The organism is Bacteroidales bacterium (assembly GCA_016709865.1).
In the GTDB taxonomy this organism is placed as follows: Bacteria; Bacteroidota; Bacteroidia; order Bacteroidales; family VadinHA17; genus LD21.
Genome location: JADJLX010000005.1, coordinates 609,247 through 627,764, shown reverse-complemented (window position 1 = coordinate 627,764; position 18,518 = coordinate 609,247). Strand labels below are relative to the sequence as shown.

Below are 18,518 nucleotides of genomic sequence, written 5' to 3'. Positions count from 1 at the left end.
TGAGTTAATTATATTTTACTTTATCTTTTTCAGAATCTTTCTCGACTGATTGGCATATGAGCCATTTTCATCTATGATTATCCGAAGCAGACTGCCAGCCTTCTCTTTCTCATCAGTCTGCAGATAGCATAAGGCCAAATACCATTGTGCCTGATCTATGTACAGGTTTTTGTTATCTTCGATAACGATACCGAACGATTTCTTTGCATCGTTATACTTGCTTTCTTCATAATCTGAAATACCATTTAGCAGAGTAGCATACATATCCTTAGGCTCATTTTCAACTACTTGGCTGAAAAACAGTGCTGCATTTTTATAGTCATGATTCTGAAAATATTCCAGTCCTCGTGAAAATAAATCATTCATTTCCGATCCAGCAGACCGCTGACCGGATGTTGGTACATATTCCGATGAATACCGTTCTATAATTTCACCCGTGGTTAGGTTTCTGTTACTGGTTACTATAATACTTCCTATAATTGCGAGAACCGCAATAGAAGCAGCTATTCCATAGTAGAATTTATTTTGTAGCCTCAATACACTGCCCTTTTCCCGTCTGCCGGATTCAATTAATGAGAGTTTGTTTCTAAGGGAAATTATATCCTGTTTATTCAGGACTTCGTCAGTGCGCTTCCTTAATTTTAACTCTTCATTTAAAATGCTGTTGCCATTAAGTTCCTTTTCGAACCATACTTTTTCGGAATCACTCATCTCGCCGGCAATGTACCGTTCGATGAAGTATGAAAAATCTTCTTTTTTCATAATTGCATGTTTAAGAATATTTGAATCACGTTCAAATATCAGATCATTAATATTAAAACAACTCTTATTTTTAATACAATATATTTAATAAAATCAGACTATTAGTTGAGTAAATAAATTTAGGTGTAAAAACTTATATTCTTACAGGATCAGTTCCCGGCTTTGGATCATTTTCACCATCTCCGCCCCGCACACATATCATCTCTTCAGATGAAAGAGTAAACTCAATTAAAATGCTATAGTTCTTTTCAAAGTCCAGTTTTTTCATATTTCTTTTATAAATGAGTATGTATTTCCTGTTTATTAATAATTCAATTTTCCTTTTCTAACCTACATGTCGGCAGAGGGTGTTTTGTGACACAAAAAAATCAGGTATTTTTAAAATATTTTTTAATATGCATGAATTCAGGTATTTACAGTCGTCTATTTTTCAGAGTTCTCATTATTTGGATATGTAGTCTTAAAAGGGGATATTTATCATTAATAATTAAAGTTTAATTCCGGGGATTGATGTCGCCACAGCTAAATAGATCTGGATTATTAACCGTATTCTTATTACTGTTTGGAGGATTGATCCTTGTTTCAAAAGAATCTGACTGCAGAGAGATTAATTCCAGAATCGTTTTCGAATCTCAGGCGGAAATCAATTTTTCTGATCAGAGTGATAATGATATAAAGCTGAAGGAATTAAATTCTCAGTTATTAGCGCTTGTAACCTTAATGAATAATAATATTAAAGAGGCAGATTCAGAGAAGATTCTAGACATTATTTCACGACTTAATCAAATATTAGACCATACTAAAACTCCATCACTGGAAGGGTCTGATTCTTATTATATAATTGGTATATTCTATCTTTTAACAGGGAATCCGACTTCTTCAATCACCAACCTTAAAAAATCGATGGAAGTTAGGGAGTCCTTAAAGGTTTTTGATCTTCGGTTTACAAGAGCCTGTTATAATATTGGGATTGCTCACAGACAGTTGGGTGATTTTTATAAAACTGCAGAAAGTCAGCTTAAAGCAATTGAAATTATTTCAAACCTTTTTGGAGAAACAAGCATTGAACTTCTTTATCCGTTAGCATCCCTTAGTTCAGCTTATATCGAAACTCAGCAAAATGAGAAATCCATATCTTGTCTAAATTCGGCTCTGTCTATTGCCGAAAGTAAACCCGACAGTGTACCTGGTCAAACACTGGGAAATCTGTATTCCAATCTGGGTGTTAGTTATAACCGGCTTGCAGATTTCTCAAAAGCCCGGCTTTATTTCGAAAAGTCTTTATCAATTTATCAAGAATACAAGATCACGAATGATGAGAATTATTTAAATCTGATTAATAATCTTGCAATCGCATATGAAGCCCTTCGGAATTTTGACAAATCAGAAGAATACTACAGGCAGGGAGTCGCAATTGCATTAAGTGTTAAGGAGAATTCTGTATTTCATATTAACATTGTAAATAGCTATGCTGTGATCCTTGGTAATAAAGGCAATGGTCATAAAGGTGAAGAGCTTCTTTATTTTATATTAAATAAATCAGCAGCTGATTCTGCAAAAAATCCCCAAGTATACTACGAGGCTCTTTATAATTATGGTGAGTATCTGAGAGAGTACAAAATTGATGTTATTAAATCACTGACATGTCTGAAAAAGTGCATGAAATACCTGGAAAAGCATCCGGATGATATCCTGCATAGGCCAAGAATAAATATAGGATATTCGCTTTCTCTGGCTGTTAACGGTGAAAGGGTAAAGGCAATTGAAACTATTCAGAATTTTATATCCATTCATTATAATTTAAAATTTACCAAAGGCAGTTTTCATAATCCGGAATTGACTTCTTTGAAACCAGAGAAAACAACATTCAGGCTCTTCAGATCGAAGTATACTATTCTTAAGTCTTTATATATGGAGACTAGAAACTATAATTATCTCGAGGCTTCCGCAGAAACCGCAGAGATAATTGTTGCTCTGCTTGAAAAGATGAGAATCAATATTAGTGAGGAGGATAGCAGGCTTATCCTTGGGGATAAATACAGAAACGCATATTTTTCTGCAATAGGTGACTATCACGAACTTTACAGGATTTCAGGTGATGCAAAATTCCTGTCAAAGGCCTTCGAATACTCAGAAAAAAGTAAGGTGGCGGGATTGCTGGCATCAACGAGAGAATTGAAAGCGACTCAGTTCCAGATTCCTGAAGAAATTGCCGAATATGAATTCAAACTGAAAAATGAGATCGGATTACTTAACGCCAGAATTGATATTGAGAGCTTAAAGGAGAAACCTAATCAGAATCTCATAAATACGATTAATGAAAATCTTCTGAACGTTACTAGGTCAAGAGACTCTCTTATTCTCATGTTCGAAAATGCGTATCCTGAGTATTATTCAATGAAGTATAATACAATGGTTGCCTCTATGGATGATATTAATCAGATCATTGGAAGAAAGGGCAATTATATTAACTATTTATTGTCAGATTCACTTCTGTTCATTTTCATCGCCAACAGGAAATACAAGGAATTAATTGCTACCCCCGTTAATGATTCACTATTTAATAATGTAAAAAAATTCAGAAAGCTGCTGGCAATGCCTGGACCAGCCGATGATGCTTATTCTGCGTTTAAAGAATTCAAAATTACCGGAACTGAGTTATACAAAGCACTGTTAGAGCCAATTTTACCATTCCTGGTATCCGACAAATTGATTATTTCCCCGGATAATATTCTGTCATATATACCTTTTGAGACTCTTCCAACTTGTGAGTTCCCTGACAATAAACCCCTGTACCGCGAAGTCCCTTTTATGATGGCCAAATATGATATATCTTATACATATTCGGCTACTTTTATGTCAGAGTCTGTAACCGGAGGACCGGGATTCAGAAACACTCTCCTGGCATTTGCTCCCGATTATCCCGAAGCCATAGATATTCAGTCTGTATTATTAAGCAGGCAGGGAGAAAGCAGTTCCCTTAAGGATCTTCCGTTTGCGAGAGAGGAAGCAAGATTTGTAACTGAAATTACAGGGGGTAAGCTTTATGAAAATTCTGACGCGAAGGAATCTTCATTTAAAAAAGAATCAGGTAATTATGATATTCTTCATCTTGCTATGCATACAGTGCTGAATGACAAGGATCCTATGCACTCAACACTTATATTCAGTCCGGAAGCTGATACACTTGAGGACAGGTATCTTAAAACATACGAGATTTACGGAATCCCTTTGAAAGCAAAAATGGTGGTTTTAAGTTCCTGTAATACAGGTTCTGGCATTCTCTTTACAGGTGAGGGAATCCTGAGCCTTGCCAGAGGATTTACCTATTCGGGCAGTCATTCGGTTGTGATGTCAATGTGGGAGATTGAGGATAAATCAGGAACCGAAATTGTAAAAATGTTCTATAAAAACATAAAAAAGGGTTATACAAAAAGTGCTTCACTCAGAATGGCCAGACTGGAGTATTTAAAAAACTCTGATCAACTTAGGTCACATCCTTACTTCTGGTCGGCATTGATTGTATATGGTAATAATGATCCTTTGTATTATCCGGTTAGTATTATCCGGCCTGCAATAGCTTTTCTTTGTGTTATTTTATTAACAGCACTATTCTATCTCAGAAGACGCAAGTATTCCTGATATTCAGGATCTTCCTTAACAAGTTCAATAACAGCCTCCTTGCACAGATATTTTTTCCGTCTGGCATATGTCTCATTTTTGAAACCCATTATCTCAGAAATAACCTCATAGGACTTTCCTTCTGAAAATAACCTTAGTACCATCTGTTGATCTGGTTTTAGCTTAAGGAATGCCCTGCTTACAACTCTCCCGAGTGTCGGATCGTCTATTAAACTATTATCATCTTCATCAGCAATATCTGTTTCGAGAACACTTGTTCTCCTGATTCTCCTTAACTGAGCACTCCATACATTCCGGGCAATACTGAAAAAATATCCTTTAAGATCTGTAGTGAGGTTCAGTCTGTCTTCAATTATCTGCTTGTATAAAGCTATAATTGAGTCCTGAAAAACGTCAGAAACATCATCGTCCGAACCACTGTTGCTTAAAACATGCTTCTTAACCTGTTGAAAATAATTATCATACAGCCAGTTCAGAATCTTGTCATCCTGCTGCCTGATTCCTTCAATAAGATTTATGTCGGTATACTTTTTAAACAACCCCATTATGTTTATAAAAAGATTTAACAAATATACTATTTCGTTATCCAATTCCGGAAGTCGTTGAATGGCTGGTTGGATTTAGTCTGAAATATGAGTTATTGGTATCCAAAATATAAATATCTTTACTTACATTTTAAATCACTTGGTCAATTTCAATAATGTCATTTCCCTTCGTAAAACAACCCGATGCAATGGACTGCGGACCAGCTTGTCTCAAGATGGTTGCAGGATTTTACAAAAGGAACTTTTCATTAGACAGCCTTAGAAAAAAATGCTTTATAACAAGAGAAGGAGTCTCTTTTCTCGGACTTTCTGAAGCAGCAGATTCTCTGGGATTCAGAACAATTGGTGTTAAAATTCCTTTCGATCTGCTGAACGAAAATGTCCCTTTACCATGCATTGTTCATTGGCGACAGAAGCACTTTGTAGTAGTATACAAGATCAAAAATGAAAAGATATGGATTGCTGATCCGGCTATCGGACTTGTAAAATACAGCCGCGAAGAGTTTGAAAGAAGCTGGGCTTCAACAATCAGTAATGGAAAACCGTCAGGACTTGTTCTGATTATTGAGCCTACACCTTCGCTATACGATCAGGAAAATGAAAAGGAAAAATCGTCCGGTTTCAGATTCCTGTTTAAATACTTCAGGCTATACCGAAAATATTTTGTTCAGCTTATCCTTGGCTTATTGCTTGGCAGCGGGATTCAGTTGATAATTCCATTCCTGACCCAGTCAATCATTGATATTGGATTGAATAATAATGATATAGGTTTCATTTACCTTATATTATTTGCCCAGCTTTCACTGGTTATAGGAAGAATGTCAGTTGAGTTTATACGTGGATGGCTATTACTGCATATTGGTACCAGGGTTAATGTTGCAATATTGTCAGGGTTTCTGCAAAAACTAATGGCCCTTCCTGTTTCCTTCTTTGATTCCAAACTTACCGGAGATATTCTTCAGAGAATTGAAGACAATAACCGAATCGAAGAATTTCTGACCTCAACCAGCCTGAATATCTTATTCTCCTTCTTTAACCTGATCATTTTTGGTATTGTACTCGCTATCTACAGTACTAAAATACTACTGATTTTTGCCTTAGGTTCACTGCTGTATATCGGATGGGTTTCACTTTTTATGAATTCAAGGGCGAGACTCGATCATCAGAGGTTCAAGCTTATGTCAAAATCCGGCAGCAAACTGATAAATATTGTAAATGGTATGCAGGAGATAAAGCTCACTCAGAGTGAGTTGAGTACACGATGGGATTGGGAGAAACTCCAGGCTACTCTCTTCAAGCTAAAAGTCAGAGGATTAAGTTTAATTCAGTATCAGTCAGCCGGTGCAACATTTATAAATGAAATTACAAACATCCTTATAACGATTACAGCAGCAACCGCAGTGCTTAAATCAGATATGACACTTGGTATGATGCTTGCTGTCCAGTTCATTATCGGACAGCTCAACGTGCCCCTGAGCCAGATAATTAGTTTCTTCAGGATGTCACAGGATGCTAAAATGAGTCTCGACAGGCTATCTGAAGTTCATGATCTTGATGAGGAGGAGCCTGATTCATCTTTGAAAGTCCGGAAACTGCCTGATAAGAAGGATATCTATATCAATAATCTTTCATATCAGTACGAAGGTCCGCGTTCACCTTATGCACTGAAAGATGTTGACCTTTACATTGAAGAGAACAAAGTGACAGCAATAGTCGGAACAAGCGGAAGCGGAAAAACTACACTTCTGAAAATGTTGCTTGGATTTTATCAGCCAGTAAGTGGAGAGATTCTGATCGGCGACACCAGGTTATCTAATCTTAGTCTCAGAGTCTGGCGCGAAAGAGTAGGGGCCGTTATGCAGGATGGTTTTCTTTTTTCCGATACAATTGCTTACAATATTGCTCCGGGAACGGAGGAGATTAACGAAGAACGCCTTGTTCAGGCAGCAGATATAGCCAATATAAGAATATTTGTGGAATCACTGCCGCTGGGATATAATACGAAAATAGGTGCAAACGGTCACGGACTGAGTGAAGGACAAAAACAGCGCTTATTAATCGCAAGAGTTATATACAAGAATCCTGATATCATTTTATTTGATGAAGCCACGAATTCGCTTGACGCCAATAATGAAAAGGCTATAGTGGAAAACCTTGCCTCTTTTTTTGAAGGAAAAACAGTTATTATTGTTGCTCACAGATTGAGTACAGTAAGAAATGCCGACAAGATTGTAGTTCTCGATAGTGGACGTATAATTGAATCAGGATCACATGAATCTCTTATTGCCAATAGAGGAGCATACTATAATCTGGTAAAGAACCAGCTCGAACTTGGACATTGAAAAGATGAAAGAGGCTAAACCTGATATAATTTACTCTGAGCCGGTTAATGAAATAATGGGTAATCCTCCCGGAAGAATAACGCGATGGGGAACTACAATCATCATTTCAGTATTCTGTATCTTTATTCTTTTTGCATGGCTGATCAGGTATCCCGATACAATTCCATCTCCGGTTGAAATAACAACCGTTAATCCTCCGGTGACTCTCGTGAGCAAAATGACAGGACGTATAAAGTATTTATATGTTAAGGACCGGGATATTGTTTCATTAAATCAGCTTGTTGGTGTAATGGAAACAACTGCATCAATCGAACAGATTACAACCCTCAGGCAGATTGTTGATACTATTGGTTCCCCTGATAATTTGAATTTCAACCGCTTCCCGTCTTTAACGCAGCTTGGCGAACTTCAGGGCTCCTGTGCGTTATTTCTTAAAAACCTCTCAGATTTCAACAGTTATACAGCCAACGATTACTATGGCAATAAAATTCTGTCTCTTGAAGATGAGATCAGTGGTCTTCAGGAGTATATAAACAGATTGAAGGTAAAAGAGACTCTTTACATGGAGAACAGAGCACTGGAACTTAAAAAGTACAGGAGGGATTCAGTTCTTTATGGCGGTAAAGTTATTCCGGAGAGTCAGCTGGAAATCTCACGCCAGGCCCTGATAGGAATTAACATCGAACTTCAGCAGGTACGACTTGAGCAGTCTGAAAAGAAAATTGCAATATCTGAAAAGTATCAGTTGCTTATTGATTACAGGATAAAAAGAGTAGAGGAGAATGATAAACTGGAATCTGTTTTGAGGGAGTCACTTGAAAACCTCAGATCACAGCTTTCAATCTGGGAAAATAATTATCTGTTGATTTCTCCGATAGACGGTGTTGCTACTTTTACCAGATACTGGAGTGCCAATCAGTCTGTTACAAAAGATGAGCCTGTTATTACAATTGTGCCTCCCGATCATGGAAAATATATCGGCAGAATTACTTTAAAGATGCAGCGCTCAGGTAAAGTCATTCAGGGCCGGCTGGTAAATATTAAGCTTGCAGGATATCCCTATCTTGAATATGGAATGGTCAGGGGTGTTGTAAAATCAAAATCACTGGTTCCGGCAGAGGATGCATACATCATTGAGATTGATCTGCCAAATGGTCTGACAACACTGTATGGGAAGAAACTGGAATTTACTCAGAATATGCAGGGGACAGCAGAAATAATAACGGATGATATAAGATTGCTGCAAAAAATAATAAATCCTTTCCGCTATATGGTATCCAGAAATAAAAGATAATATTCCCTATTTCTTTGAATAAGGTTCGTAATCATCATCTTTTGAAGTTGAGAAGAATGTTGTGTCAGAAGATATTTTTTTCTCATTCGCAGTTCCTTTCTGGTCCTTTTTTCCATATTTCTGATATAACCTTACAGCAAGAAAAGCTAAAACTGCAGCAAAAATTATGATATCCTTTTTTTCCATTTAACAATAGTTTTTGAAATAAAACAATAGGAAACCGATCTGATTCCTGATTTTTCCCAAATATACAATTATTCATTTTACATTCAATCCTTAGCACTGATATTGCCATTTCATACATCCAAATGTTTGACTCGGGCAGAGCATCATACTCTGTTAATATCTGATTCTCACATTTATTTATCGGAAATCTTTGAGTTTTATTAAATATTTCAATATTTTCGTACTCTGAAAATTCCATGGTTTGCCATGGTGCAAAATTCTGATAAAGAGCTGAACTATAAAAGGATTGATTATGACCAAGAAAAATCCGGATGACTCTGTTCGTGAAGAACAATTCGGGGCAAATGATACTGCTGCCGGAACTGAGGATGCCACACACGCAGATAAACTGCAGGAAATTGAGACTGAAGAAACCACAGAAGAACATGATTTTGATGACATTGAGCTTCCTCAGGTTGATTATTCAGGCTACTCAAAACATGAAATTGTTGAAACACTTGGCCTGCTTGTAGAAAACAGGCCAGCTTCTGAAATCAGGAATGATGTTGAGAGGTTGAAAGCTCTTTTTTATAAAAAGCTTAAACTTGAATCTGAAGAGAGAAAGAATAAATTTCTTGAAGAGGGAGGGAAAATTGAGGATTATCGTGCATGGGTAGATCCAGATGATGCCAAGGTAAAATACCTTCTCGATAAATATAAAGAGAAAAGAACCGATTATAGTAAAGTTCAGGAAGCAGAGAAATACGAAAACCTCAAGAAGAAGTACGATATTATCGATAAAATAAAGGATCTTGTAAACAGGGAGGAATCGATTAATAAAACCTTTCATGATTTCAGATCTCTTCAGAATGAATGGCATTCTGTCGGAGTAGTGCCTCAGAGTTCGCTTAAAGATCTCTGGGAAAATTATCACCACTATGTTGAGATCTTTTATGATTATATTAAAATAAATAAGGAACTCAGGGACCTTGATCTGAAGAAAAACCTGGAAGCCAAAGTTACTCTCTGCGAAAAGGCTGAACAGCTTTTACTTGAGCCAAATCCTATAAATGCATTCAGGTATCTGCAGGATTTTCATAATCAATGGCGTGAAATTGGTCCAGTGCCTATCGAATCAAAAAATGAGATCTGGGAGAGATTTAAGGAAGCGACTTCACAGATAAATAAAAGACACCACGAGTATTTCGAAAAACAGAAAGACGATCAGAGAAAGAATCTGGAAGCCAAAATAGCACTATGTGAAGAGGTTGAAGCCATCAATCTTCAGGATATTAAAAATTTCAAGGAATTTGATGAACTGGCTGGTAAGGTAGTAGAGCTCCAGAAAATGTGGAGAACGATTGGATTCGCACCGAAAAAACAAAATAACAAAGTATATCAGAGATTCAGAGATGCATGTGATGCATTCTTCGAAAAGAAACGTGGTTTTTACGCTGATAATAAAGAAATTCAAACCACCAACCTTCAGAAAAAGAATGAATTATGTATACAGGCTGAAGCACTTCAGGAGAGTACCGACTGGAAGGCTACCTCTGATGCCCTTATAAAATTACAGAAAGATTGGAAGGAGGTTGGTCCTGTTCCCCGGAAACAATCTGAAAGATGCTGGAAAAGGTTTCGCAAAGCCTGCGATCACTTCTTCAACAGGAAAGCAGAGTTTTTTGCCCAGCTTGATACTTCATATGAAGACAACCTTAAAGCAAAACTTGATATCATTCAGGAACTTGAAAAGTTCGAACCGGGAACTGATGTTCAGGCCGCTTTTGAAAGACTTAAGGAACTTCAGAGAAAATGGACTGATATTGGTTTTGTTCCGTTTAATATGAAGGACGAAATAACAAACAAGTATCGTAATGCCCTGAATAAGGAATTTGATAAGCTTAAAATCGGCGATGACGATAAGAGCATCCTGAAATATAAAACCAAACTCGATAGCCTGAAAGCTAATCCAAAATCATCGAGAAAAGTTAGAAATGAAAGGGATAAGTTCTTTACCAAAATAAAGCAACTTGAAAGCGACATTGTCCTCTGGGAGAATAATATCGGCTTTTTTGCCAAATCAAAAAATGCTGATACTATGATTAAGGAAGTAGAGGAAAAAATAGACAGTGCAAAAAAACTTATTAAAACTCTTGAGGAAAAAGTCAAGATGATAGACCAATCAGGTCTTGATGATTAATGCAAATGAAATCAGTTAGTTAATTTATAAAATCTCTTGCTTTGGCAGACGTTAAGTACGTATTCGTTACGGGAGGAGTAACATCCTCATTGGGAAAAGGTATCATTTCCGCCTCTCTTGCAAAATTATTGCAGGCCAGAGGCTATTCTGTCACTATCCAGAAACTCGATCCATATATTAATGTCGATCCGGGTACTCTTAATCCTTATGAGCATGGTGAGTGTTACGTAACACTTGACGGTGCTGAGACTGATCTCGATCTGGGACATTATGAAAGGTTTCTTAATGTACCCACAAGTCAGGCAAATAACGTTACTACCGGAAGGATTTATCAGTCTGTTATCAATAAAGAGAGAAAGGGTGATTACCTGGGCAAAACAGTTCAGGTTATTCCTCATATTACCGATGAAATCAAGAGAAGAATAAAACTCGTGAGTTCCGGTAACAAGTTTGACATTGTTATAACAGAGATAGGTGGAACTGTCGGTGACATTGAATCTCTACCGTATATAGAGTCTGTTCGTCAGCTAAAATGGGAACTGGGAACCCAGAATTGTATTGTTATTCATTTAACACTTGTTCCTTTTCTTTCATCTACCGGTGAATCAAAGACAAAACCAACACAACACTCTGTAAAAGAACTTCTTGAAACAGGAATTCAGCCCGACTTGCTGGTTCTGAGAACAGAGCGGCATCTGAATGATGATATTAAAAGAAAAGTTGCCCTGTTCTGTAACGTCGAAGAGAATGCTGTAATTGAATCTGTGGATGTTTCAACTATTTATGAAGTGCCCATAAAAATGCTTGAGCAGGGATTGGATAAAACTGTTCTCCGCAAACTGGCACTTCCTGTTGATACTGAACCTGCACTTAAAGAATGGAGAGAGTTTCTTACTAAATTGAAAAATCCTAAACATTCTATTAAAGTGGGATTGGTAGGAAAGTATGTAGAACTTCCCGATGCATATAAGTCAATTGCAGAGTCATTTATTCACAGCGGTGCTATAAATGAGTGCAATGTTAATGTTGAATACATTCATTCCGAAGATATTACTGAAAAAAATGTCAATGATAAACTTCAGGGACTCGACGGGATTCTTGTTGCTCCCGGCTTTGGCTCCAGGGGCATTGAAGGCAAAGTATATACTGCGAAATACGCCAGGGAAAACAATGTTCCGTTTTTCGGTATTTGCCTTGGGATGCAATGTGCAGTAATCGAATTTGCCAGAGATGTTCTTGGTTTTGAGGGTGCTCATTCAACCGAAATAAATCATAAAACGAAATATCCTGTTATCGATCTTATGGAGGAACAGAAGAGCATTATTGATAAAGGCGGAACAATGAGGCTTGGAGGTTATAAATGTATAATTAGCAAAAACTCCAAAGCATATGAGGCATATAAGAAAACTGAAGTTGTTGAAAGGCATCGTCACAGGTACGAATTCAATGATAAATACTTCGAGGATTTCAAGAATAAAGGCATGGTTCCTGTCGGAATCAATCCTGAATCAAATCTTGTTGAGATTATTGAAATCCCTGAACATAAATGGTTTATTGGTGTACAGTTTCATCCTGAATACAGCAGCACTGTAATTAACCCGCATCCGCTCTTTGTCAGTTTCGTTAAAGCATGTATAGGGTAGAGACGCGATGCTTCGCGTCTAAATAACAAAATAACCGCAGAGACGCAATGCATTGCGTCTCTACAAATAATAATATATAATGGATAGAAATACAATAACAGGTCTGGTTTTAATTTTCTTGATTTTCATTGGCTTCAGTGTATATAATAACAGCAGGGTCAATAAACTATACGAGAAGGCAGTTACCTCTGCAGAGGCAAGCTATAATAAGGGAGAATTTGAAACTGCAAGAACAGAATATATTAATGCTTTGAATATCAGGCCAAATCAGCCTGATGTTGTTGCTAAACTAAATGAGCTTAATCTGAAGCTTGGTATAATACCGGCAAATCAGGTTGTTGACACCACTGTTGCTCCCCAGGCAAAAGCCGAATTATCTCAGGCTGTGCCTGCTTCTTTGCCTGTTGATGCAAGTCAGTTAGGAGTGTTCTCCTCTTCTGCTGCCGGCGAAAATGAATTTATTACCCTGGAGAATAACAAGGTAGAACTCAAAATTGCCCTGAAAGGCGGAAAGGTATATTCTGCCAGATTAAAGGAATACAGGACTCATGATTCGCTGCCATTAATCCTGTTTTCAGGCGATTCTACTGTATTTGGCTTTAATTTCTTCACTGCAGATAATAAAGCAGTTCAAACTAACAATCTGTTTTTCAAACCTGTTTCTGAACAGAAATCATTTGTGGTCGGGAGTTCAGCTCAAAGTGTAATTCTGAGGCTGATGGCTGCAGATGATAAGTATATTGAATATAAGTATACCCTGGCGCCCGATAAATTCATGGTTGACTTTGATGTTACTTTTAGATCAATGGAAGGTATAATTGCAGGTAACCAGAATAGTCTGACACTTCAGTGGGAAATGTATATGCCGCAGCAGGAAAAGGGCAGACAGAATGAAGATCAATACTCAAATATCAGGTTTAAATACTATCAGGATGATGTTGTTGATTTGAAAAACAGGCAATCCAAGGAAGTGGAAAAACTTGATATCACTACCAAATTAAGCTGGATTGCATTTCAGGATCAGTTCTTTTCTTCAGCGATTATTACAAACGATTTCTTTCTGAATGGTGCAATCTCATCAACAAAGACACTGACTTCAGAAAAATATATAAGATATTACACTTCTGAAGTGGGGGTACCTTTTAATCCTGCTGCGGCTAATGCAGTAAGCATGAAATTATACTATGGTCCAAATAGTATAACAGTGCTTAAAAAAGAGGGTCTGGAATTAGATAAACTTGTATTCCTCGGCAAGAATATTATCGGATGGATAAACAGGTTTACTATTATTCCGATATTCAACTGGCTCGACAACTATATTGGAAATTATGGCTTAATAATACTTATTCTTACAATAATTATTAAAATCGTCTTATTTCCTCTGACCTTCAAATCTTATCAGTCTACCGCTAAAATGCAGGTTCTTAAGCCACAGGTAGAAGAGTTGGGAAAAAAATTCCCTAAGAAGGAAGATGCGATGAAGAAACAGCAGGCTACGATGGATCTCTATAAGAGGGCAGGGGTGAATCCAATGGGAGGATGTCTGCCAATGCTCCTGCAGATGCCAATCCTTTTTGCTATGTTCAGGTTTTTTCCTGTGTCAATTGAGTTAAGACAGGAACACTTCCTGTGGGCTACCGACCTTTCAACCTATGATTCAATTCTGACACTTCCATTTACAATACCAATGTACGGAAACCATGTGAGTCTGTTCACTTTGCTTATGACCGCATCAACTCTTCTCACAATGAAGATGACCGGATCCACTCCCGGATCAGACCAGCCTGGGATGAAACTGATGATGTATATGATGCCTGTAATGTTTATGCTCATTCTGAATAACTTCTCATCAGGACTTACATACTACTATTTCCTTGCGAATATGTTAACGTATGGTCAGAATTTAATATCCAAGCAATTTATAAATGTGGATGCTGTTTTGGCTACACTTGAAGAAAACAAGAAGAAACCACTGAAGAAATCCAAATGGACGCAGCGGCTTGAAGCTGCTGCCAAACAGAGAGGTATTAACCCTCCAAAAAAATAATTATTGGATCTGATTTACATTAATAAACATAAAGCAGGATCGAAGAAATAATTGATGTTATTGTTCAATTATTTCTTTGTGTCCTTCGTGTATACCTTTGCGCCCTTCGTGGTTAATGGATTTTCCTCAATAGTTAAAAAACATTAAATTAACTAACTGAATAAAAAAAAGTCTTAAATTTATTTCTCTCAATCAAATGGGGAAATGGGGAAAAAATTTAAAAACAAAGATTTAGCCGCAAGGCTGGGGGTTTCTGGTACATTGGTTTCTCTTGTACTGAATAATAAAGCTGATCAGCAGGGAATCAGAAAAGATACCCAGGAAAAAGTAATTGCACTTGCCCGGCAGATGGGCTATTTTGAAAACCTTCAGGAGAAGAATGAACCTTCACCTGTTGAGGAAAAACCTGGTGTGCTTGGTATGATAGTACCAACCCTGAATGATCCTTTCGTGATTCAGATAACTCCATTCTTGCAAAAAGCATTCTCAAGTATCGGTGTTGGATTCTCAATAGTTACCAAAGATCCTGATGATCAGAGATATGACCGTTTAGTCAGTTCCTTTAAGAAATTCTACACAGGCCTTATTTTGCTGGGTGAAGCTGCAGATGAGAGCACTATCAGAGCTCTGCGTTCGACTGATTATCCCTTCGTAATACTTGAGAAACAGGTTAAAACACTTCGTTTGAATACGATCAGCACAGACACCGCTGCTGGAGCTCAAATGGTTGTTAATCATGTTTATAAGCTTGGTTATCGAAATATTATTATTGCTGCTGATAAAAAAACTCTTCGCGAAGATTCTCACACAATACAGGATTTAATTGAGGCACTGAACCAAAAGACTGAGATTAACAGACCGGTAGTTGTTGAACTGGATAAACCTCTTACCGATGATGAAATTGAATCTGCCCAGCTGGAAAAATTCCTTCGTCCTCCATATCGTGCCGATGCCATGATAATTATAAACGCTAACATGGTTTATCCTGTTATGTCATTGCTTAGAAAAAAGAAACTAAGAGTACCTCAGGATATTGCTGTTATATCGATGGAGGAGGGAACGGGTTTCGATCTGATGTTTACACCTGTTACGTGTCTTCGAAAGCCACTCTCAGGGATGTCAATTAAGGTTGCCAATATGATTTGGTCAGAAGTAAAGAACTCTGGTAAAAGTAAATTTAAACGACAAGTTAATATACCTCCTGAACTTATTGTCCGGAACTCCTGTGGAACCATATAGAAGCTAATAAATGAAAATGTATCTAAAATTTCTGCCGGTGCTAATAATAGCGCTTTGCCTGAGTTGTACAAATACCAAACTCATTAAAGATAAAGCCTACAGAGATACAATAGAGAAATCCTTTAACAATAAAAGGATGCTTGCCAGCGCGCGTGAAAGTGAATTGTTCTCTGTTTTTGATAAAGATCTGACCGGTGAACAAACCGATGGCCTTAAGTTCCTGTTTGCATTTATGCCCTTAAGTGACCTTGCAGATTATTCCGGAGATTTCTTTCTGGCCAATGTCGATATAGCCCTTTCAGGCCGATCTGAGGCAGCATGGGGTAAACAGATTCCTGAAGACATTTTTTTACATTATGTTCTTCCTCCCAGAATAAACAACGAGAACCTTGATTCGTTCAGAATCGTATACTATAATGAGCTGAAAGACAGGGTTAAGGGACTTAGTCTGAAAGAAGCTGCTCTTGAAATAAACCATTGGTGTCATGAAAAAGTTATATATCAGCCATCTGATATACGGACATCTGCACCAATGAGTACTATTCTTTCCGCCAGAGGCAGATGCGGCGAAGAATCCACCTTCACAACAGCCGCACTGAGAACGGCCGGTATACCGGCCCGACAGGTTTACACTCCGCGCTGGGCTCATAATGACGATAACCATGCCTGGGTCGAAATATGGGATAATGGACAATGGTATTATCTCGGGGCTTGTGAACCTGAACCTGCTCTTGATCGCGGCTGGTTCACTGAACAGGCAAGGAGAGCAATGCTCGTTCATACTAAATCTTTCGGTGCTCCGTATGGTAATGAGAATTCAATAAACCGGTATAATAACTATTCCGATGTTAATAATCTTTCAAAGTATGCTGCAACAAAGGAGCTGATTGTCAAAGTGCTGAATAATATCGGAACTCCAGTCGTTAATGCTGCAGTTGATTATAAACTTTACAACTATGCCGAGTTCTATACTCTGGCTTCAGTGCCAACAGATCAAAACGGAATTAGCAGGTTTCAGACCGGATTTGGTGATCTGCTTGTATGGGCTTCTTCAGGTGATGATTTTGATTACAAAAAGATCTCAGTTTCGGAAACAGATACACTAACCTTAACACTAAACAGTAAAACTTCCGGCAGTTATTCTGTTGAACTTGATCTGAATGTACCGCCAATGCTCACTCCCCTGACCGGACCTTCACAGACATTGATAGATCAGAACTCTCTGAGATTAAAACAGGAAGACTCAATACGCCTGAATTACCTGAATACCTGGATTAAACCTGAGGAAGTAAAAAAACTGGCAGATGATCTCAGTATTGATGAGATCAGAACAGCAGCAATAATTTCACGAAGCATGGGTAATTACAGTGAGATAAGAAAATTTCTGCTTGACACCCCTGATTCTTTGGTAAATATGGCTGTTACGTTGCTTGAAATACTTGCGGATAAAGATCTCAGAGATACTAAGGCAGCTGTACTTAAAGATCACTTAATCAATGCCAAAAACACTACAGATAATCAGTTTGTTGAATATATTCTTAATCCAAGAATTGCAAATGAAATACTTGTTTCATGGCGCGGATATTTAAGAAATAACATTCCCGGGACTCTTATAAGCAAAGCGGAATCTGATCCATCTGTAATTATAAAGTATTTAAATGAAAACATAAAAATTGCTAATGAAGAAAACTATTATAAAACGCCTCTCACGCCGATAGGAGTGTATAGCCTGAAAGTATCAGACGAAGCCTCCCGTGCGATTTGTTTTGTTGCGATTTGCAGGTCGCTGGGAATTCCTTCGCGGCTGGAACCCGGACGGAATATTCCTCAGTACTTTGCTGAGGACAAGTGGAATGACGTCTATTTCAATGATCAGACCAGGCCTGCCGGAAACATGGGATATATAAAGCTTATTTCTGATGGTGCCAAACCTGTTCCGGAGTATTTTATTCATTTTACTCTGGCACGATTTGAAAATGGAAGATACAATACTCTCGATTACGATTTTAATAAAAAAGTAACAGATTTCAGGGAAGAACTGGCCCTGCCTATGGGAAACTATATGCTGGTTACCGGAAACAGACTGGCAGACAGCAGGATATTATCGGAACTTTCTTTCTTTCAACTTGCTGAAAATGAACATAAAACTATTGAAGTTAATATAAGGAAAGATAGCACAGTAAAGAAAATTATTGGATCTGCAGATCTTAAAATGATACTTACGCTGTTTGAGAAAAGCAATGTTACTATAAAAGGAGCCGGAGATAAAGGTTCAGTAATTATTTGGATAGAGCCGGATAAAGAACCAACAAAACACATTCTTAATGATCTCCCAAAACTTAAAGGTGAACTAGATAAATGGGGAGGTAATTTCCTCTTTCTCACAATATCCGGCTCAGAAAATAATTCATTCAGTCCTGATAAACTCCAGGGTTTGCCGTCAAAAAGTTATTTTTCCAACGATGAGCAGTTGAGGATATTCAAAGATGCAGTTAAGATCATTCCTGAACCTGAGGGTAGTCTGCCCTATGTTATTCTGGTAGATAAAGACGGAAATATCATTTTCTCTTCGGCAGGTTACAGGATTGGCATCGGTGAACAGATTCTTAAACAACTGGTTGTTATGTAAGGAATGGTCG

General features: G+C 37.7%; 11 protein-coding genes. 8 read left to right on the top strand and 3 right to left on the bottom strand.

Annotated features, from left to right (window positions below):
• Positions 1–15: 15 nt before the first annotated feature.
• Positions 16–762, bottom strand: coding sequence for a hypothetical protein (locus IPJ16_11270; GenBank protein MBK7627751.1), 747 nt, complete (start codon positions 760–762; stop codon positions 16–18).
• A gap of 510 nt (positions 763–1,272) precedes the next feature.
• Between IPJ16_11270 and IPJ16_11265 the strand changes: the two genes are divergently transcribed.
• Entirely contained in the window at positions 1,273–4,404 is a 3,132-nt protein-coding gene (locus tag IPJ16_11265; protein ID MBK7627750.1) for a CHAT domain-containing protein, read from the top strand.
• Here IPJ16_11265 and IPJ16_11260 read toward each other — a convergent pair.
• Complete coding sequence (locus tag IPJ16_11260; protein ID MBK7627749.1) at positions 4,377–4,949, bottom strand: RNA polymerase sigma factor; 573 nt, start codon at positions 4,947–4,949, stop codon at positions 4,377–4,379. The two genes, IPJ16_11265 and IPJ16_11260, sit on opposite strands and share 28 nt — an antisense overlap.
• 155 nt (positions 4,950–5,104) lie before the next feature.
• On the opposite strand from IPJ16_11260, the gene IPJ16_11255 reads away from it, so the two are divergent.
• Complete coding sequence (locus IPJ16_11255) at positions 5,105–7,291, top strand: peptidase domain-containing ABC transporter (GenBank protein ID MBK7627748.1); 2,187 nt, start codon at positions 5,105–5,107, stop codon at positions 7,289–7,291.
• Positions 7,292–7,295: 4 nt separating this feature from the next.
• Entirely contained in the window at positions 7,296–8,585 is a 1,290-nt protein-coding gene (locus IPJ16_11250; GenBank protein MBK7627747.1) for an HlyD family efflux transporter periplasmic adaptor subunit, read from the top strand.
• Between the two features lie 6 nt (positions 8,586–8,591).
• Here the strand turns inward: IPJ16_11250 and IPJ16_11245 are convergent, their stop codons facing one another.
• On the bottom strand, positions 8,592–8,771 hold the full coding sequence (locus IPJ16_11245) for a hypothetical protein (protein ID MBK7627746.1): 180 nt from the start codon (positions 8,769–8,771) through the stop codon (positions 8,592–8,594).
• Positions 8,772–9,063: 292 nt separating this feature from the next.
• On the opposite strand from IPJ16_11245, the gene IPJ16_11240 reads away from it, so the two are divergent.
• The 5 genes from IPJ16_11240 to IPJ16_11220 all read left to right on the top strand — a co-directional run bounded on the left by IPJ16_11240 (position 9,064) and on the right by IPJ16_11220 (position 18,508).
• The gene (locus IPJ16_11240) at positions 9,064–10,950 is read left to right on the top strand and encodes a DUF349 domain-containing protein (protein MBK7627745.1); all 1,887 of its coding nucleotides are present in this window, start codon (positions 9,064–9,066) and stop codon (positions 10,948–10,950) included.
• A 41-nt stretch (positions 10,951–10,991) separates the two neighbouring features.
• A complete protein-coding gene (locus tag IPJ16_11235; protein MBK7627744.1) occupies positions 10,992–12,593 on the top strand; it encodes a CTP synthase in 1,602 nt (533 codons plus the stop codon).
• A 79-nt stretch (positions 12,594–12,672) separates the two neighbouring features.
• A complete protein-coding gene (gene yidC / locus IPJ16_11230) occupies positions 12,673–14,640 on the top strand; it encodes a membrane protein insertase YidC (GenBank protein MBK7627743.1) in 1,968 nt (655 codons plus the stop codon).
• A gap of 204 nt (positions 14,641–14,844) precedes the next feature.
• Positions 14,845–15,879 carry a LacI family DNA-binding transcriptional regulator gene (locus IPJ16_11225; protein ID MBK7627742.1) on the top strand — a complete coding sequence of 345 codons (1,035 nt, stop codon included), beginning with the start codon at positions 14,845–14,847 and terminating at the stop codon, positions 15,877–15,879.
• A 16-nt stretch (positions 15,880–15,895) separates the two neighbouring features.
• Entirely contained in the window at positions 15,896–18,508 is a 2,613-nt protein-coding gene (locus IPJ16_11220; GenBank protein ID MBK7627741.1) for a transglutaminase domain-containing protein, read from the top strand.
• Positions 18,509–18,518: the final 10 nt, after the last annotated feature.